We start from the raw sequence: 17417 nt of genomic DNA, 5'->3' as shown, positions 1-17417 counted from the left end.
TGCGGGTCAGGCGACGTCGGCGCCGCGGGCGACCTGCGGCCGGGGCGCCCGCATCCGGCGCAGCTGGGAGGCGCGGCTGGCCGCGTAGAAGCCGAGCTTCCAGCCGGTCTCGGTGTTGTCCGGGAACTTCTCGTCGGCGAGCCGGTTCACCTTGCGGCCGAGCAGCAGGCCGTCGATCACCATGACCAGCACCAGTCCCATCATCACGTAGGAGACGACCTGCTGGACCGCGGGCGCGGGCACCGAGAGCATGACGAAGATGAGCGCGAGCGCCGCGGGCATGAACAGCCCCAGCACGTTGCGGCGGGCGTCGACGACGTCGCGCACGTAGCGGCGCACCGGCCCCTTGTCGCGGGGCAGCAGGTAGGCGTCCTCGCCGGCCATCATCCGCTCGCGCCGCTCGCTCATGTTCGAGCGCCGCTCCACCTTCTCGATCTTGCGCTCTTCGCGGCTCAGCTTCGGGCCGCGCATCTCCTTGCGACGTTTGCGCGCCTCGGCCGTGGTCAGCGGGGCGGGAGCGACCGGACCGCGGCGCCGGCCGGCATCGCGCTTCGGCGTCGGCCTGCCCTTGGGTGCGGTGGTCTTGGGCTGCGTGTCCCCGGGGCCGCCGCCGGCGGGCGCCGCTCCGGTGTCCTCGGAGACCGCAGCGGTGACGTCGGTGTCTTTCTTCCGGCCGAGCAGCTTCACGCCTGCCAGGGTACTTCGTGCCGATGTGGTCCGACGACCTGGGGATAAGTCGGGAATAGCGGCGGAACAAGGTACCGTTGACAGTGTGGACCTCCGTCAGACGGGGCACACCACCACAGACCACGCTCAGGGATGCAAAGGGAGAGCAATGACTGTTCAGGACGAGTCGGCGACCGCCACCGCAACCCACGGTGCGGTACTGACCGACGCCGCGGCCGCCAAGGCGAAGGCGCTGCTCGACCAGGAGGGCCGTGACGATCTGGCGCTGCGCATCGCGGTTCAGCCGGGTGGCTGCGCGGGCCTGCGTTACAACCTGTTCTTCGACGACCGGACCCTCGACGGCGATCTGACCACCGACTTCGGCGGCGTGTCGCTGACGGTGGACCGGATGAGCGCCCCGTACATCCAGGGCGCCACCATCGACTTCGTCGACACCATCGAGAAGCAGGGCTTCACGATCGACAACCCGAACGCCACGGGTTCGTGCGCGTGCGGTGACTCCTTCAACTGACCGGCTTCGACCGGGATCAGTACTGCCCGCCACTGCGTAACAGGTAGGAGCAGACGAACACGTCGTCGCCGCGTTCGAGCACCTGTGCGACGGCCTGTTCGTCCTCCTGTTGCGATCCTCCGCGCCGCGGCCCGCCCGCAGGCGTCACCCGCATGGTGAACAACACCTGTGCCTGGTAATTCGACAGCGGCACGATGGTGTCGATCGAACTCACCTCGGCGCGGTCGAACTGCTTGCGAAACGCGTCACCGGCCAGGCCTGCGAGCGCCAGGTCGCTGCGGCGCTGCTTGATCCCGTCGAACAGCCCGCACAGGGTGTGGCGCGCGACCGTCTCGTCGTCACCGTCGGCGAGCGCATCGAGATAATCCTGGATGGCGGCCTGCGCGGCCGCCGACGTCAGCGCGCCCTGCTCGCCATCGTCACCACCCCAGGTGGCCAGTACGACACCCGCGACCAGTGCGACCACGACCAACAGGCCTGCCGCCGCGGCGAGCACCGCCCGCCACGGGCGTCGCCTTTTCGGGTACTGCACCGGCGGCGGCAACATGCCCGGGTAGGCCGACGGCACGTTCTCCGGATACGGCACCGCGGGCGCCTCCTGCGGCGGCAGCGGCTGATACGGGTGCTGCGGCTGCGGCGGACCCTGGGGGTGCTGGGGGAAGGATTCCGGGTACTGGTGGGGACCAGCCATGTAAAAAGACGCTCCGGGGGTGTGGAATGGGCTTGCCTGTCTACAGTGACCGGGCGGGCACCTGGTACGCAGGTTAGCGCACGTCGGTGCCTGCCAGCCGAGCCGAGCGGCCCGCTAGACTTAGATAGCCAAGTTAACGAATGAAGGGTGACGCTTCGTGACCATTGCGGTGACCGGATCGATCGCAACCGACCATCTGATGCGCTTTCCGGGGAAGTTCGCTGAGCAACTGCTCGCCGAACACCTGCAGAAGGTGTCTCTGAGCTTCCTGGTCGACGACCTGGTCATCCACCGCGGTGGCGTCGCCGGCAACATGGCGTACGCGATGGGCCTGCTGGGCGGGTCGCCGACACTGGTCGGCGCCGTGGGCAAGGACTTCGACGACTATCGCAACTGGCTCACCGCGCACGGCGTGAACTGTGACAGCGTGCTGGTCTCCGAGACCGCGTACACCGCGCGCTTCGTCTGCACCACCGACGAGGACATGGCGCAGCTGGCGTCGTTCTATCCGGGCGCCATGTCGGAGTCGAGCAACATCAAGCTCGCCGACGTCGTCTCCCGGGTCGGCACACCGGAACTGGTGATCATCGGCGCCAACGATCCCGCGGCGATGTTCCAGCTCACCGAGGAGTGCCGCACGCTGGGCCTGGCATTCGCCGCGGATCCCAGCCAGCAGCTCGCCCGGCTGTCGGGCGACGAGATCCGTGCGCTGATCGACGGCGCGACCTACCTGTTCACCAACGACTACGAATGGGACCTGCTGCTGCAGAAGTCCGGCTGGTCGGAAGCGGAGGTGATGCAGCAGATCCAGCTGCGGATCACCACGCTGGGGGAGAAGGGCGTCGACATCGTCGGCCGCGACGGCACCTTCATCCACGTCGACGTGGTGCCCGAGACGCACCGCGACGACCCGACCGGCATCGGCGACGCCTTCCGCGCCGGCTTCCTCAGCGGACGCGCCGCCGGGCTGAGCCTCGAGCGGTCGGCGCAGCTGGCCTCGCTGGTGGCCACCCTGGTCCTGGAGGCGCCCGGACCGCAGGAGTGGACGTGGGCCAAGGACGCCGGGATGGCGCGCCTCGCCGACGCCTACGGGGCCGAGGCGGGCGCGGAGATCGCCGAGGCGCTGGCCGGCTGAGGCCGGTTAGAGCTGCACCGGGTAGTGCGGTTCGCTGATCCGCGGGGTGACGCTGTGCTCGACGAAGATCGCGTGCCACAGCATGAAGATCAGCACCGTCCACAGCCGTCGGCTGTGATCGGTTGTGCCGAGCCGGTGTTCGTCGAGCATCGACCGAACCGCGGCGAGGTCGACGAGCTCGTCCGCCTGTGACGAGGCGACCGTGGCATACGCCCAGTCGAGCAGTTCGCCGGCGCGCAACCAGTGCCGGATCGGCACCGGGAACCCCAGCTTCGGCCGGTTCAGCACATGCGGCGGGATCACCGACTCCAGTGCGCGGCGCAGCGCGAACTTCGTGGTGGCCCTGGTGATCTTCTGCTCGAGCGGCAGCCTGGCGGCGACGGCGAACACTTCGGGGTCCAGGAACGGCACCCGCAGCTCGAGCGAGTTGGCCATGGTCATCTTGTCGGCCTTCACCAGGATGTCGCCGCGCAACCAGGTGAACAGGTCGATGTGCTGCATGCGCGCGACCGGATCCCAGCCGGCCGACGAGGCGTAGATCGGGGCGGTCACGTCGGTGTGGGTCCACTCGGGGCGGAAACCCGGAAGGACGGCGCGAAGCTGTGCGTCGGAGAAGCTGCGGGCGTTGCCGTAATAGCGCTCCTCGAGAGTGAGTGAGCCGCGGTGCAGCAGACTCTTGCCGCGCATCCCCTCCGGCAGCGGACGCGAGGCCCGGCCCAGCGACCGCCGGACGGGACGGGGCAGGTAGTTGAAAGGCTTGAGCGACAACGGCTCCCGGTAGATCGTGTAACCACCGAAGAGCTCGTCGGCACCCTCGCCGGACAGCACCACCTTGACGTGTTTGCGCGCCTCGCGCGCGATGAAGAACAGCGGCACCAGCGCCGGATCGGCCACCGGTTCGTCGAGGTACCAGACGATTTCGGGCAGCGCCTCGACGAATTCCGCCTGGCTGACCACCTTGGTGACGTGCCGGGCGCCGATCGCCTCGGCCGATGCGACCGCGACGTCGACCTCGGAGAACCCCTCGCGCTCGAATCCGGTGGTGAACGTGATCAGCCGCGGGTTGTGCCGCATCGCCAGCGCCGCGATCGCGGTGGAGTCGATACCGCCCGACAGGAACGCCCCGACGGTCACGTCGGCGCGCATGTGCTTGGCCACCGAGTCCTCGAGCACCGCGGTGATCTCGTCGTAGCGGGCCTGCTCACCACCCGGCCCGGAACCGGCGGTGAACGGCACGGCGTCGAACCGCGGGGTGAAGTAACGCGCCACCTCGGGTGTGCCGCCCGGCCGTAGGCGCAGATGACTGCCCGACTCCAGGCGGCGCACACCCCGGTGCAGCGTCTCGGGCTCGGGTACGTACTGCAGCACGGTGTAGTGCTGGACGGCCCGTTCGTCGAGCGACATGTCCAGACCCAGCGGCTCGGCCAGCTCGGTCATGCACTTCTTCTCGCTGGCGACCGCGGTGCCGCCGGGGCCGGTCGCGACGAACAGCGGCTTGATGCCGAACGGGTCCCGCGCGCAGAACAACTCCCGCTCCACGGTGTCCCACAGCGCGAAGGCGAACATGCCGCGCAACCGGGACAGCGCCGCCGCTCCCCAGTGGTGGTAGGCGGCGATGATCGCCTCGCCGTCCCCGTCGGTGTGGAACTCCGCGCCGTGCTCGGCATGCAGTGCCTCGCGGAGTTCCAGGTAGTTGTAGATCTCGCCGTTGAACACCAACACGTAGCGGTCCGGCGAGTCGGCGGGCCCCCAGCGCAGCGGCTGGTGGCTGTGCGCGATGTCGATGATCGACAGCCGGTTGAAGCCCAGCACCACGTCGCGGTCGGACCACGTTCCCGGCTCGTCCGGGCCGCGGTGCCGCATGAGGTGCGATGCCCCCGACACCGCCTCGACCAGTGCGGGGGAGACGTCTTCAGACGGGTCACACAGCAGCGCCAGCAGTCCGCACACCGCGCCAGTATGCGTCATTCCCGAGTCGCTTCGCCTCCCCCGGTGGGCGTGGTCTACGCTGCGTAGTATTCGCCTGGCTTCATCGACTCATAGGAGGCGCCGACGTGACACCTCGCAGGCCGAAGGTGGTGGCACGGACAGCGGCTTTGGCAATCATCCTGGGTGCGACATCGCTGATGCTGACCGGCTGCAGCTGGTCTGAGGTGCTCGGTCTGGGCTGGCCGAAGGGCATCACTCCCGAGGCCCAAATCAACCGGGAACTGTGGATCGGCTCGGTGATCGCCTCGCTGGTCGTCGGCGTGATCGTCTGGGCCCTGATCTTCTGGGCCAGCGCCTTCCACCGCAAGAAGGCCACCGACACTGAACTGCCCCGCCAGTTCGGCTACAACATGCCGCTGGAACTGGTACTGACGGTGGTGCCGTTCCTCATCATCTCGGTGCTGTTCTACTTCACCGTGGTCGTCCAGGAGCGGATGTTGCACGAGGAACCCAACCCCGAGGTCGTCATAGACGTCACCGCGTTCCAGTGGAACTGGAAGTTCGGCTACCAGAAGGTCGCCTTCACCGACGGCTCGTTCACCTACGATGGCGCGGATCCCGCGCGCAAAGAGGCCATGACCTCGGCGCCTGGCGGCGCCGGTGCCGTCGGCGAAGAGGGTTCTGAAGGTCCCGAGCACGGCGCGATCGCCGGCAAGAACCCCGAGGACCGGACCTACCTGAACTTCGACAAGGTCGAGACGCTGGGAACTTCCGAGGAGATACCGATCCTGGTGCTGCCGAAGGGCAAGCGTGTCGAGTTCCAGATCGCTTCGGCCGACGTCATCCACGGGTTCTGGGTGCCGGAGTTCCTGTTCAAGCGTGACGTGATGCCCAACCCGAAGGCCAACAACTCCGACAACACGTTCCAGATCAGCGAAGTGATGGAGACGGGCGCATTCGTCGGCCGCTGCACGGAGATGTGCGGCACCTATCACTCGATGATGCAATTCGAGTTGCGGGTCGTCGAGCCCAACGACTTCAAGGCCTACCTGCAGCAGCGCAGCACGGGCCGGACGAACGCCGAGGCGCTCATCGCGATCAACCAGGAGCCCACCGCGGTCACCACCAAGCCGTTCGACTCCCGGCGCGGGCAGATGGCGCCCCAAGCGAGCAGGTAGGACACCATGCACATCGAAGCCAGGCTGTTCGAGTTCCTCACCGCGTTCTTCGCGTTGTCCGCGGTGGTGTACGGCGTGTTGACCGCCATGTTCGCCAACGGCGGCGTCGAGTGGGCGGGCACCACCGCGCTGGTCCTTACCACCGGCCTCACGCTGATCACAGGCACCTTCTTCCGGTTCGTGGCGCGCCGTCTCGACACCCGCCCCGAGGACTACGAGGACGCCGAGATCAGCGACGGCGCGGGCGAGCTCGGGTTCTACGCTCCGCACAGCTGGTGGCCGATCCTGATCGCACTGTCGTTCTCGACGGCCGCCGTTGGCACCGCGCTGTGGCTGCCCTGGCTCCTGGTCGCCGGCGTGGTCTTCGTGCTGGTGTCGGCGGCCGGACTCGTCTTCGAATACCACTGGGGTCCCGAGAAGCACTGACGGACCGCAGGTGCGGCTCCACTGCGCAGGATCAAGGTCACAATCCAGGCGTTACTTGATCCCCGACCCGCGTCGCGTCATCCGTCCTCTCCACAGGGTTGCGTTAGTGTTGCCGAGGCGAACGCAGCCGAGTGAGGCAGGACGAGACTGCGCCGGTGATGCAGTCGAGAAGGACAGGCGTAGATGAGCGGGCCGAATCCCCCGGGGCCGGACTCTCCGGGATCGGAAGAACCGGAGCAGGAGCGCGGCAGGCACTCCGCACCCGAGGAGAACACCGAAGAGGTCGCCCAAGCCGACCCCGGCATCGATTCCGCGGCCGACGTCCCGATCCGGACCGGTCAGACGGAGGCCTACTCGCAGGCGTACTCCGCGCCCGAGTCCGAGCAGTTCACCAGCGGCCCCTATGTGCCCGCCGACGCGGCGCTCTACGACTACGACAGCTACGACCCCGTCGTCGATCAGGCCGTCGCGACGTCGCCGCCGCGCTGGCCATGGGTGGTGGGCGTCACCGCGATCATCGCGGCGGTCGCGCTCGTGGTGTCGGTGTCCGTACTGGTCACCAGCGACGACCCCGACGACCTCGCCTCACCGGACACCAGCACCACCACGTCCGGGCCTGCCGTGCAGGACGAGATCACCACGACGACACCGCCGCCGCCTCCGCCGCCGAGCAGCACTCCGCCTCCGCCTCCGCCGCCGGAGACCATCACCGTCACCGAGCCGCCGCCTCCGCCGCCCGCGAGCGAGGCGCCGCCGCCACCGCCGCCACCACCGGCGTCCAGCGAGGTGCCGCCGCCCCCGCCCACCACGACGGCGCCCGCGGGCCCACGTCAGGTCACCTACTCGGTCACCGGGACCAAGGCTCCGGGCGACATCATCTCGATCACCTACATCGACGCCGCCGGGCGCAGCCGAACGCTGCGCAACGTCTACATCCCGTGGTCGTTCACCGTGACGCCGATCTCCCAGTCCGAGGTGGGCTCGGTGCAGGCGTCGAGCCTGCTGCTGCTCAGCAGACTCAACTGCTCGATCACGACGAGCGACGGTCAGGTGCTGTCGTCGAACTCCGGTAATTCACCCCAGACGAGCTGCTGATGACATACGCCGACATCGACCCGCGCCGCGACGACGGGTCCACCGACAACCTGGACCGCATCCTGCTCGCCGCGTGCGCGGTGATCTGGCTGATCGCCCTCGGCGCCACGGTGGCCGCCATCGTCGCCCTGGTCGACCTCGGTCGCACACAGCAGGACTCCGGCGACGGGTCGGGCACCCCGTGGCTGCTCTACACGGTGATCGTGGTGTCAGCGCTCGTGATCATCGGCGCGATCCCACTGCTGCTGCGGGCCCGCCGCACCGCACTCGAGGGCCCGGCGCCGGCACCGGTGCGGCCCCGCCGCGTCGAGGACAGCCGGACCGCGCCCGCCGTCCCGCCCCGCGGGATCGAGACGCCCACCGGCAAGCTGCGGATGTTCGGCCCCCCGCCGGACCCCAGCGTCCGCACGCCCGGCTACGTGTCCGCTGTGGCGCCCCACCGGCTCGAGCCGGGGTTCCCAGCCGTCGCCGTCGACCAGGTGTACCTGCGCTTCGCGCTGACGGTCGCGTGTGCGTTGGGCGTGGCGACCGCCGCGATCGGCGCCGCCACCTACCTGATGGCCTCCGACAGCGACACTCTGGCGTGGGTGAGCTACGGCGTCGCCGCGGTCGTCACCCTCGCCTCGCCGGTGATCCCGGTGTACTACGTGCGTGAACTGCGCGGGCTGTTGAACACCGGCTGATCGCGGGTCTTCACTGACAGCACTGGGCCACTGACAGCACTGAGCCCGGCCGCCTCGACATCCGGCGACCGGGCTCAGTGCTTGTCAGGACACGTCAGTCGTGACCGTTGGTTTGCCCGTTGGAGTGACCGTTCGAATGACCATTGGTGTGGCCGTTGGTCGAGCCGTTGCGGTCCTGGTGCTCCTTGAGCGCCGTGATCGCCTTGCGCTCGGAAGCATGGGCTGCTTCGGTGATCGCCTCGTTCTCGACCGTCGGGTCCGCACGCAGGAAGCTGCCGCTGCCCGGCGAACCGGCCAGACCCAGCTTGTTCATCCGCTTGGGCAGGGCCGCACCCTGATACTCCAGCGCGAGAGGATGGCCGTGATCGTCGACCGGCCCCAGCGGCTGGTGCAGCTCGATGTAGGCACCGTGCGGCAGGCGCTTGATGATGCCCGTCTCGATGCCGTGCTCGAGCACCTCGCGGTCACTGCGCTGCAGCGCGATCGCCCACCGGTAGGTGATGTAGTAGACGATCGCCGGCAGGATCACCAGGCCGATACGGGCGATCCACGTAGTCGCGTTGAGCGAGATGTGGAACTTCAGCGCGATGATGTCGTTCATGCAGGCGAAGGTCAGCAGGATGTAGATCGAGATGGCCATCGCGCCCAGCGCGGTGCGCACCGGGGCGTCCCGCGGCCGCTGCAGCAGGTTGTGGTGGGCGGTGTCACCGGAGAACTTCTTCTCCAGGAATGGATAGACCGACAGCAGGCCGAACACCGCACCCATCAGGACGGCGACCCAGACACCTTGCGGGATCGTGTAATTGCCGATGTAGAACTCCCACGCCGGCCAGATACGGATCAGCCCGTCGGTCCACATCATGTAGAAGTCCGGCTGGCTGCCCGCCGACACCTGGGACGGTTTGTACGGTCCCAGTTGCCAGATCGGGTTGATCTGCAGCAGCCCACCCATCAGGCCCAGGATGCCGACGGTGACGGCGAAGAACGCGCCGGACTTCACCGCGAAGACCGGCATGACCCGAACGCCGACCACGTTGGTCTCGGTGCGGCCGGGGCCGGGGAACTGGGTGTGCTTCTGGAACCAGACCAGCGCCAGGTGCACGCCGATCAGCGCCAGGATGATCCCGGGGATCAGCAGGATGTGCAGCGCATACAGGCGGGGGATCAGGATGTCGCCGGGGAAGTCGCCGCCGAAGAGCGCCCAGTGCATCCAGGTGCCGACCACCGGGATGCCCATCGTGATGCCCGACAGCGCGGCGCGGATGCCGGTGCCCGACAGCAGGTCGTCGGGCAGCGAGTAACCGAAGAAGCCCTCGAACATGGCCAGGATCAGCAGCAGGCTGCCGATCACCCAGTTCGCCTCGCGAGGCCGGCGGAACGCGCCGGTGAAGAAGATGCGGGCGAGGTGGACCATGATCGACGCGGCGAACAGCAGCGCCGCCCAGTGGTGCACCTGACGGACGAACAGCCCGCCGCGGATCTCGAACGTGATATCCAGGGCGGTCTCGTACGCCCGCGACATCCCCACACCGCGAAGTGGCTGGTAGACGCCGTCATAGGTGACGTGTGCCATCGACGGGTCGAAGAACAGCGTCAACCACACGCCGGTCAGCAGCAGGACGAGGAAGCTGTACAGCGCGATCTCGCCGAGCAGGAACGACCAGTGGGTGGGGAAGACCTTGTTGAGCTGTCGCCGCACCGCCGCGGACGGGTGGTAACGCGAGTCGATCGCATCACCCTGCGCCGCGAGTTTTGAACTCATGCCTTTGTCCTCCGTTCCCAGAAGGCCGGCCCGACTGGCTCGATGAAGTCGCCGTTGGCGACGAGATAGCCGTCCTGGTCAATGGTGATGGGCAGCTGCGCCAGTGCCCTCGCGGCAGGGCCGAAGATCGGCTTCGCGAAGTGCAGGGCGTCGAACTGCGACTGGTGGCACGGGCACAGAATCCGGTTCGTCTGCTGCTCGTAGAGCGACGCCGGGCAACCCAGGTGCGAGCACACCTTGGTGTAGGCGAAGAACTCACCGAAGTTGAAGCTCTCCTGGTTCTTTCGCTTGACCACCTTTGCCATGTCGCCTGGCCGCAGCCGGATCAGCATCACCGGGTTGCGCACGCCCATCGAGATCTCGACGAGGTGGTCCTCGGACTCGACCGTGGTGCCGTCACCGTCGGACTCGCGCCACGGGTAGACGGTCTCCATGCCGCCGGCGTCGAGGTCCTCGGGCCGCATCTTGACGAACGGGGAGGAGCCGACCTCACCGGTCGCCCGCGCCAGGAAGATAGTCTCGCCCTGGAAACGCGGCGTCCAACCGGAGGTCCACAGCACGGCCTTCATGCCCTCGGCGGTGGGCACCACCGGCTTCCACGGGTTCTTGATCAGGCCGCCGAGGAATGCCACCAGCGTGCCGAGTCCGAAGGCGCCCATGCCGACACCCAGCGACATGACGATCAGCTTGCGGCGCTTGATCGTCGAGCCCTCGAGCGCGTCGGTCAGGTTGGCCGCGGCGGTCATGCGCTGGATCTCCGCGGAGCGCCCGTCGTGGCGTTCCTGGATCGAGATCTCCTCGGGGATGAACTTCTTCTGGAACAGCACCGCGCCGACGCCGATGGCCAGCACGGACAGGCCGAACGTGACGCCGTAGAGCGGCGTGGCCAGCGAGTACACGAACTCACCCGCCGACCCATAGGGCTGGTACTCCCACGGCCAGAAGAGGAAGACCATCAGCAGCGCGAGGCCCGAGAAACCGCCAAGCAGAAGCCAGTTCGCGACGGCGCGCTCGGCGCGCTTCTCGGCCCGGGTGCCGGGCACCGGCCAGCGCGGCTCCTTGTAGATGGTCTCGACGCCGTCGATGCGACCACCCAGCTCGACGAGTTCCTCACGGGTCATCTCGGCGAGTTCGGCATCGGTGGGCTGGCCGGGTACGCCGGCGTGGCCCGGGGCGTCGGTGCCCTTGGGGGTGTCGTCCGGGTCGCCGTCGCGGCGGGGGCTGCCGTCGGCTCCGCGCTCCGTCATGCCCGTGCTCCGATCCAGAGGGCCGCAGCGATGACGGCCACCATGCCGATGATCCAGGCCGCCATGCCCTCCGGCGCGGGGCCGAAGCCGCCGAGGCCGTAGCCGCCCGGGTTCGGCGTCTCGGCCGACTCCCGCACGTAGGCGACGATGTCGCGCTTCTCTTCGGGCGAGAGCTGGCGGTCGGAGAACTTGGGCATGTTCTGCGGGCCGGTCAGCATCGCCGCGTAGATTTGCGACTCGGTGGCGTCACCCAGGTCTGGGGCGTACTTACCCGACGACAGGGCGCCGCCCTTGCCGGTGAAGTTGTGGCACGACGCGCAGTTGAGGCGGAACAGGTCGCCACCACGGGCGACGTCGTTGCCGATGAGAGATTGTGAGGCAATCTGGCCGTTCTCGTCGCGGGGTACGACGGGGCCGCCACCTGTTGCCTGCACGTAGGCGCCCAGCGCGTCGATCTGCTGCTCGTCGAAGTTTGATGGCTTGTCCGGGGCCTGCGCCTCGCCGCGCATCGCCGGCATGCGGCCCGTGGAGACCTGGAAGTAGACCGCCGCCTCGCCGGTGCCGATCAGGCTGGGCCCGCGGTCGGCCACACCCTGCAGGTTAGCGCCGTGGCAACTTATGCACGAGGTCTCGAACAGCTGCTTACCGGTGCGCAGCAGCGCCGACTGCGACTCGTCGGCGACCGCCACCTGCGGCGTCGGAGTCAGTGTTGCGGCGACGCCACCCGCGACGCCGAGTCCGGTCAGCAGCAGCAACGCTGCCGACAGACGCCGTCGCAACCGGCGGCGGGACTTGGTGGTCATCGAACCCCTTCTCATCGGCGGCGCAGGACGCGAGCTCTCGCTCATCGGACGAAGTAGATGACGGCGAACAGGGCGATCCACACGATGTCGACGAAGTGCCAGTAGTACGACACGACGATCGCCGCGGTGGCCTGCGCCGGGGTGAACTTGCTCATCTTGGTGCGGACGAGCAGGAAGATGAACGCGACCAGGCCGCCGATGACGTGCAGCCCGTGGAATCCGGTGGTCAGGTAGAACACCGTGCCGTAGGCACTGCCCGCTATGGTGGTGCCTTCCTCGACCAGGCTGAGATACTCGTACCCCTGACCGAGAACGAAGAACAGGCCCATCGCAAAGGTCAGCAAATACCACCGCCGCAGCCCGAACACGTCGCCGCGCTCGGCGGCGAAGACCCCCATCTGGCAGGTGAACGACGAGGCGATAAGCACCAGCGTCACGGGCACGGCGAGCATCAGATTCAGCTCGGTGGGCTCCGGCGGCCAGTCGCCACCCGCCTGCGCGCGCGCAGTGAAGTACATCGCGAACAGGCCAGCGAAGAACATCAGTTCGCTCGACAGCCAGACGATGGTGCCGACACTGACCATGTTCGGCCGATTCAGCGAATGCACGCGGGAGGTGATGGCGGTTCCCGAGGTGCCCACAGCGCTCGTCACACATGAAGTATGACGCTTTGTAGTTGTTGAACTCCACCCGGGTCGAGCAATTCGTCATAATCTCGGGGTGGTCATTCCCGAGCCGTCTTCGCGTCCGCCGTCCCCCGCATCCGCAGGCGCGCCCACGTGGCCGCAGGTCCTGGGCCGCTTGACCACCGGTCAGGCCCTTCCGTCGGGCCACGCCGCCTGGGCGATGGACCAGATCATGACGGGAGCGGCCACTCCGGCACAGATCGCCGGCTTCGGCGTGTCGATGAAGATGAAGCGTCCCACATCGGCCGAAGTGACCGAACTGGCGGACACGATGCTCAAGCACGCGCGTCGCGTGCCCACCGACGAGATCGGCACCGACAGCGTCGATGTGGTGGGCACCGGGGGAGACGGGTCCAACACCGTCAACCTGTCCACCATGGCCGCGATCGTGGTGGCCGCCAGCGGGGTCCCGGTGATCAAGCACGGCAACCGGGCGGCGTCCTCTCTGTCCGGTGGGGCGGACACGCTGGAGGCGCTCGGGGTGCGCATCGACCTCGGCCCCGACGACGTCGCGCGTAGCGTCGCCGAGGTCGGCATCGGCTTCGCCTTCGCGCCGCAGTTCCATCCGTCCTATCGGCACGCCTCCGTGGTGCGCCGCGAGATCGGCGTCCCGACGGTGTTCAATCTGCTTGGCCCACTGACGAATCCGGCCGGTCCGCGGGCCGGCCTGATCGGCTGTGCGTGGGCCGACCTCGCCGAGGTGATGGCCGGAGTGTTCGCCACCCGGCGCTCCAGCGTGCTGGTGGTGCACGGCGACGACGGCCTCGACGAGCTGACCACGACGACCACCAGCACCATCTGGCGGGTGCAGGCAGGCATGGTCGAACGGCTGACCTTCGACCCGATGGCCTTCGGCTTCAAACGTGCGGAGCTCTCCGAGCTCGTCGGCGGGGACGCCGAGGCGAACGCCGCGTCGGTGCGGTCGGTTCTGGCCGGCGCCACCGGTCCGGTGCGCGACGCGGTGGTGCTCAACGCCGCAGGCGCGATGGTGGCCCACGCCGGCCTAGCCAGCGACGCCAAGTGGGTGCCCGCCTGGGAGACGGGGCTGGCGCGCGCCAGTGAGGCCATCGACTCCGGGGCGGCCGAACAGCTGCTCGCGCGTTGGGTGCGGTTCACTCAGCAGCTCTGACCCGTCGAGGGCCTGCTCGGCCGCGATCCGGGCCGATCGCGCCGACGCGGCCCACGCCGCCCATCGGCCCGCCGACCCCGCCGCCGACGCCCACCCCGGATCGCAGCGCACGATGCGCACGCCTGGCTGCGCCAGCCAGCGGGCGATCAGAGCGGTCTCCTCGACCAGTGCGCCGCCCAGAGGGGCCTCGGCGGGCAGCACCACCTGAGCGGCTGCCCCCAGCGCCTCCACGACGGGCATGGGCGGCACTCCGGGTGCCGCGCAGCCCGCTGCGGCCAGCCTGCCGTGCCGGACCACGGCGAGATGCCAGCCCCCACTGCCGTCGGCGCGGGCGGCGACGAGTTCGGACTGCGCGGCCAGCGCGTGCAGCCGCTGCCCCCGCCACAGCACCTCGATCGCCGCCGCGGCGTGGTCGCGCAGCCGGGCGGCGATCTCGTAGCGACCCGCGGCGGCCAGCCCGCTGAGATGGGCCAGCATCGCCGCCAGCGGCGTGCTGTCGCGACCGGCGATCACGTCGGCGGCGCGGCGGGGGGTGGCGGCGTAGTCGGCCGCCGAGAGGTCGCGCGGCGCCGGGCAGGGGGACAGTTCCCGCTCCGGGCACGACGGCCCGTGCAGCGCTGAGCGGGCCAGCCGGGCGGTGCAGGTGCGCACACCGGTGAACCGCGACAGCAGATCCGCAGTCTCGACGGCGTCGGCGCGTGACCGGAAAGGTCCTACGGCGCAATCGGTCCGGGGTGATCGCACCACCGAGAACCGCGGGAACGCCTCGTCGGTGAGCACCAGCCACCACCACCGGTGCGGGAACTTCGACCGCCGGTTGTAGGGCGGCGCGTGCGCGGCGAGCATCCGCAGCTCGCGGACCCCGGCCTCGAGTTCGTGAGCGCACTCGACGTGGTCGACGGCGGTGGCCAGCGACGCCATCTCCTTCATCCGGGTGCGCGGATCGGCCCCGTTGAAGTACTGGCGGACGCGGCGGCGCAGGTCCACGGCGGTGCCCACGTAGAGCACCTCGGCGCCCGGCCCGCGGAACAGGTACACACCCGGCCGGTGCGGCAGCGGGTCGGCCAGCGCGCGGTTGCGCCGCTGCGCGGGTGTGACGTCGGGCAGGTACGCCTTCAGGTCGGCGTAGGTGTGGATGCCCTGATTGCCGACCCGCTCGATCAGCGCGTGCAGGACGTCGACGGTGGCGCGCGCGTCGTCGAGTGCGCGGTGGGTGGGGGTGGTGGCGGCGCCGAACAGCCGGGCCAGGGCGGACAGCTTGACGCTCGGGGCCTCGTCGCGGGTCAGCACCCGGCGCGCCAGCTTCACCGTGCACAACACCGGCGGCCGCGGCCAGGCCAGGCCGCAGCGTTCGGCGGCCGCCCGCAGGAACCCGATGTCGAAGCCGGCGTTGTGGGCGACGAGCACCGCCCCGCGGGCGAATTCGAGGAAGGCGGGCAGCACGGAGTCGATGCGGGGCGCCGCGTACACCATCGCCGAGGTGATGCCGGTCAACGCGACGATCTGGGGCGGTATCGCGCGGCCGGGGTCGACCAGGGTGGCCAGCTCGCCGAGCACCACGCCGCCACGCACCTTGACCGCGCCGATCTCGGTGATCATGTCGCAGTTGTCGCCCGCGGCCCGGCCGCCGGTGGTCTCCAGGTCGACCACCACGAACGTGGTCTCCCGCAGCGTCAGGTCAGCCTGCGGATCGACGTCGGCGAAGCTGAGCTGCCCCATGGCCGTCAAGGTAGGCACTCGCACCGACAACCGGCGGTTGCCACGCGCAGGCCCGGTGGGCTTGTCGGAGCTTGTCGGTGGGCGTCGATACCGTGCCGACAACACCCCAGAGAGGAGGGCCCACGATGGGACAACCCTTGGTTCCCGACGGCCCCTTGGTTCCCGACGGCGCCGCGTCCGACCGATCCGAGCCGGACGGCACGGTGGTGATCGACTGCGACGACTGCGCGGTGCGCGGACCCGGATGCCAGGACTGTGTCGTGAGTGTGCTGCTCGGGGTGCCCGACACGTTGCTGATGGACGAACGCCGCGCCCTGGAAGTGCTGGCCGACGCGGGACTCGCGCCGCGACTGCGTCTGGTTCCGATTCACCGGCAAACAGATTCCGGCGTTGCCTGACGACACGCATCCCCAGCGGGCGCCGAAAAATTCCCCTGACAGCTGTTAAATTTGCGTCTTCTGTTGGACAAGCCCGATGCCGTTTCGTAACCTATCTGAGACCTGAGAGCAGTTCGAGGCGGCTCGTTACGCCAGTTTAAGGACGCAAAAATCTTGAGGCTCACCCGCGCGCACTGGAGAAACCGTGCTGTCACACGACTTCTTGTCGGTGCAACCATCGGTGTGACACTGTTTGCCGCCGCGCTGACCTCGAGTGTGCAGGCCGACCCTGCCTCTGACGCACTGGCAAAGCTCACCGAGCTGTCCAGGCAGGCCGAACAGACCACCGAGGCGATGCACGCCGCGCAGCTGGATCTCAAGGACAAGCTGGCTGCTCAGCAGACGGCCGAGGCGAAGCACACCGCCGACGTCGCCGCCACGGACGCCGCCGAAAAGCAGCTGGCTACCTTCCAGGGCGCCGTCAACCACGTTGCTGCAGCGCAGTACATGGGTGGCCGCACCGACGGTATGAGCGCCATCCTCACGGCGAACTCGCCGCAGCAGTTCATCGACCAGCTCTCGGTGCAGCGCGTGGTGGCCACCGAGATGTCGGCCCAGATGAAGAGCTTCAAGGCCATCAGCGAGCAGGCCGCCACCGCCCAGCTGGCGTCGGCGGAGTCGGCCGCAGCGGCCAAGACCGCCGCCGAGCAGGCCGCCGCAGTGCGCGCTGACCTGCAGAACAAGCAAAGTCAGCTGCAGGTCCAGATCGCGATCGTCAAATCGCAGTACGAGGCGCTGACCCCCGGGCAACGCGAAGCGCTCGCCGCCGCGCCGCCCGCGCCCGTGCCGCCGCCTTCGGCTGCGCTGCCGCCGAACGACCCCGCCGTGGTTGCTGCCCCTCCCGGCGCCATCCCGCCCGGCGACCTCGCCCCGCCTGCGGGCGGCCAGGGCGCCGTCGCGGTGCAGGCGGCACTGAGCCGGATCGGCTCGCCCTATTCGTGGGGCGGTTCCGGCCCGAGCGCATTCGACTGCTCAGGCCTGGTCATGTGGTCCTTCCAGCAGGCAGGCATCTCGCTGCCGCACTCCAGCCAGGCGCTGGCCCGCGGTGGTCAGGCCGTGTCGATGGATCAGATGCAGCCCGGCGACCTGGTGACGTACTACTCGGACGCCTCGCACGTCGGCATCTACATCGGCGGCGGACAGATGGTGCACGCCTCCACCTACGGCACACCGGTGCGCGTCGCCCCGGTGGACAACGCGCCGATCTACAACGTCCGCCGGTACTGAGGCCGGGCGTCGTACCCGGCCCGGTCAGGGCTCCCGTGTCCGCGAAACGTCTGCTGCTCGCCGTGCTGCTGG

The 17417-nt window shown here is 68.9% G+C and carries 16 protein-coding genes and 1 pseudogene; 9 read left to right on the top strand and 8 right to left on the bottom strand.

Annotated features, from left to right (window positions below; translation table 11 throughout):
- Positions 1-6 precede the first annotated feature (6 nt).
- Entirely contained in the window at positions 7-687 is a 681-nt protein-coding gene (locus tag ACPCHZ_RS14770; RefSeq protein WP_364981193.1) for a DUF3043 domain-containing protein, read from the bottom strand.
- Positions 688-835: 148 nt separating this feature from the next.
- On the opposite strand from ACPCHZ_RS14770, the gene ACPCHZ_RS14765 reads away from it, so the two are divergent.
- Positions 836-1198, top strand: a complete 363-nt coding sequence (locus tag ACPCHZ_RS14765) for a HesB/IscA family protein (RefSeq protein WP_364981190.1) — start codon at positions 836-838, stop codon at positions 1196-1198.
- Positions 1199-1214: 16 nt separating this feature from the next.
- Here the strand turns inward: ACPCHZ_RS14765 and ACPCHZ_RS14760 are convergent, their stop codons facing one another.
- Positions 1215-1889, bottom strand: coding sequence for a hypothetical protein (locus tag ACPCHZ_RS14760; protein ID WP_423485430.1), 675 nt, complete (start codon positions 1887-1889; stop codon positions 1215-1217).
- A 157-nt stretch (positions 1890-2046) separates the two neighbouring features.
- Here ACPCHZ_RS14760 and ACPCHZ_RS14755 point away from each other — a divergent pair, with 157 nt between their 5' ends.
- Complete coding sequence (locus ACPCHZ_RS14755) at positions 2047-3024, top strand: carbohydrate kinase family protein (RefSeq protein ID WP_423485429.1); 978 nt, start codon at positions 2047-2049, stop codon at positions 3022-3024.
- Positions 3025-3030: 6 nt separating this feature from the next.
- On the opposite strand, the gene asnB is transcribed toward ACPCHZ_RS14755, so the two are convergent.
- Positions 3031-4974, bottom strand: coding sequence for an asparagine synthase (glutamine-hydrolyzing) (gene asnB, locus ACPCHZ_RS14750; protein WP_423485723.1), 1944 nt, complete (start codon positions 4972-4974; stop codon positions 3031-3033).
- Between the two features lie 176 nt (positions 4975-5150).
- On the opposite strand from asnB, the gene ACPCHZ_RS14745 reads away from it, so the two are divergent.
- The 4 genes from ACPCHZ_RS14745 to ACPCHZ_RS14730 all read left to right on the top strand — a co-directional run bounded on the left by ACPCHZ_RS14745 (position 5151) and on the right by ACPCHZ_RS14730 (position 8335).
- Complete coding sequence (locus tag ACPCHZ_RS14745; protein ID WP_423485722.1) at positions 5151-6131, top strand: cytochrome c oxidase subunit II; 981 nt, start codon at positions 5151-5153, stop codon at positions 6129-6131.
- Between the two features lie 6 nt (positions 6132-6137).
- Positions 6138-6557 (top strand): cytochrome c oxidase subunit 4, encoded by a 420-nt coding sequence (locus ACPCHZ_RS14740; RefSeq protein ID WP_302916718.1) that lies wholly within the window; start codon positions 6138-6140, stop codon positions 6555-6557.
- 183 nt (positions 6558-6740) lie between these two features.
- A complete protein-coding gene (locus ACPCHZ_RS14735) occupies positions 6741-7652 on the top strand; it encodes an MmpS family transport accessory protein (RefSeq protein WP_423485428.1) in 912 nt (303 codons plus the stop codon).
- The gene (locus ACPCHZ_RS14730) at positions 7652-8335 is read left to right on the top strand and encodes a DUF2561 family protein (RefSeq protein ID WP_423485427.1); all 684 of its coding nucleotides are present in this window, start codon (positions 7652-7654) and stop codon (positions 8333-8335) included. Before ACPCHZ_RS14735 ends, ACPCHZ_RS14730 begins: the two co-directional genes overlap by 1 nt.
- Positions 8336-8429: 94 nt before the next feature.
- On the opposite strand, the gene ACPCHZ_RS14725 is transcribed toward ACPCHZ_RS14730, so the two are convergent.
- Genes ACPCHZ_RS14725 through ACPCHZ_RS14710 form a run of 4 tightly spaced genes read right to left on the bottom strand, consistent with a single transcriptional unit; the run spans position 8430 to position 12800 of the window.
- Positions 8430-10097: a cytochrome b gene (locus ACPCHZ_RS14725; protein WP_423485426.1), complete on the bottom strand. Its 1668-nt coding sequence runs from the start codon at positions 10095-10097 to the stop codon at positions 8430-8432.
- Positions 10094-11344 carry a ubiquinol-cytochrome c reductase iron-sulfur subunit gene (locus tag ACPCHZ_RS14720; RefSeq protein ID WP_423485425.1) on the bottom strand — a complete coding sequence of 417 codons (1251 nt, stop codon included), beginning with the start codon at positions 11342-11344 and terminating at the stop codon, positions 10094-10096. The genes ACPCHZ_RS14725 and ACPCHZ_RS14720 overlap by 4 nt, the downstream gene beginning before the upstream one ends.
- Positions 11341-12162: a c-type cytochrome gene (locus ACPCHZ_RS14715; protein ID WP_423485721.1), complete on the bottom strand. Its 822-nt coding sequence runs from the start codon at positions 12160-12162 to the stop codon at positions 11341-11343. Before ACPCHZ_RS14715 ends, ACPCHZ_RS14720 begins: the two co-directional genes overlap by 4 nt.
- 26 nt (positions 12163-12188) lie before the next feature.
- Positions 12189-12800, bottom strand: a complete 612-nt coding sequence (locus ACPCHZ_RS14710; protein WP_423485424.1) for a cytochrome c oxidase subunit 3 — start codon at positions 12798-12800, stop codon at positions 12189-12191.
- Positions 12801-12867: 67 nt separating this feature from the next.
- Here ACPCHZ_RS14710 and trpD point away from each other — a divergent pair, with 67 nt between their 5' ends.
- Positions 12868-13962, top strand: coding sequence for an anthranilate phosphoribosyltransferase (gene trpD / locus ACPCHZ_RS14705; RefSeq protein WP_423485423.1), 1095 nt, complete (start codon positions 12868-12870; stop codon positions 13960-13962).
- Here trpD and ACPCHZ_RS14700 read toward each other — a convergent pair.
- Positions 13900-15681, bottom strand: a pseudogene (locus ACPCHZ_RS14700) (DEDD exonuclease domain-containing protein); the annotation flags it as partial. The gene trpD and the pseudogene ACPCHZ_RS14700 sit on opposite strands and share 63 nt — an antisense overlap.
- A gap of 125 nt (positions 15682-15806) precedes the next feature.
- On the opposite strand from ACPCHZ_RS14700, the gene ACPCHZ_RS14695 reads away from it, so the two are divergent.
- Positions 15807-16079 (top strand): hypothetical protein, encoded by a 273-nt coding sequence (locus tag ACPCHZ_RS14695; RefSeq protein WP_423485422.1) that lies wholly within the window; start codon positions 15807-15809, stop codon positions 16077-16079.
- Between the two features lie 153 nt (positions 16080-16232).
- Positions 16233-17345, top strand: coding sequence for a peptidoglycan hydrolase RipC (gene ripC / locus ACPCHZ_RS14690; RefSeq protein WP_423485421.1), 1113 nt, complete (start codon positions 16233-16235; stop codon positions 17343-17345).
- The last annotated feature ends 72 nt before the right edge of the window (positions 17346-17417 follow it).

This window comes from Mycobacterium sp. NPDC050041 (genome assembly GCF_049541695.1).
Taxonomy (GTDB): Bacteria; Actinomycetota; Actinomycetes; order Mycobacteriales; family Mycobacteriaceae; genus Mycobacterium.
The sequence above is the reverse complement of the archived record's forward strand: the minus strand, read 5'-3'. Positions and strand labels throughout refer to the sequence as shown.

Coding starts and splice junctions, on each gene's coding strand:
- ACPCHZ_RS14695 (WP_423485422.1), top strand. CDS start 15,807: ATGGGACAACCCTTGGTTCCCGACGGCCCCTTGGTTCCCGACGGCGCC.
- ACPCHZ_RS14740 (WP_302916718.1), top strand. CDS start 6,138: ATGCACATCGAAGCCAGGCTGTTCGAGTTCCTCACCGCGTTCTTCGCG.
- ACPCHZ_RS14745 (WP_423485722.1), top strand. CDS start 5,151: ATGCTGACCGGCTGCAGCTGGTCTGAGGTGCTCGGTCTGGGCTGGCCG.
- ACPCHZ_RS14760 (WP_423485430.1), bottom strand. CDS start 1,889: ATGGCTGGTCCCCACCAGTACCCGGAATCCTTCCCCCAGCACCCCCAG.
- ACPCHZ_RS14730 (WP_423485427.1), top strand. CDS start 7,652: ATGACATACGCCGACATCGACCCGCGCCGCGACGACGGGTCCACCGAC.
- ACPCHZ_RS14715 (WP_423485721.1), bottom strand. CDS start 12,162: ATGAGAAGGGGTTCGATGACCACCAAGTCCCGCCGCCGGTTGCGACGG.
- ACPCHZ_RS14735 (WP_423485428.1), top strand. CDS start 6,741: ATGAGCGGGCCGAATCCCCCGGGGCCGGACTCTCCGGGATCGGAAGAA.
- ACPCHZ_RS14725 (WP_423485426.1), bottom strand. CDS start 10,097: ATGAGTTCAAAACTCGCGGCGCAGGGTGATGCGATCGACTCGCGTTAC.
- ACPCHZ_RS14765 (WP_364981190.1), top strand. CDS start 836: ATGACTGTTCAGGACGAGTCGGCGACCGCCACCGCAACCCACGGTGCG.
- ACPCHZ_RS14720 (WP_423485425.1), bottom strand. CDS start 11,344: ATGACGGAGCGCGGAGCCGACGGCAGCCCCCGCCGCGACGGCGACCCG.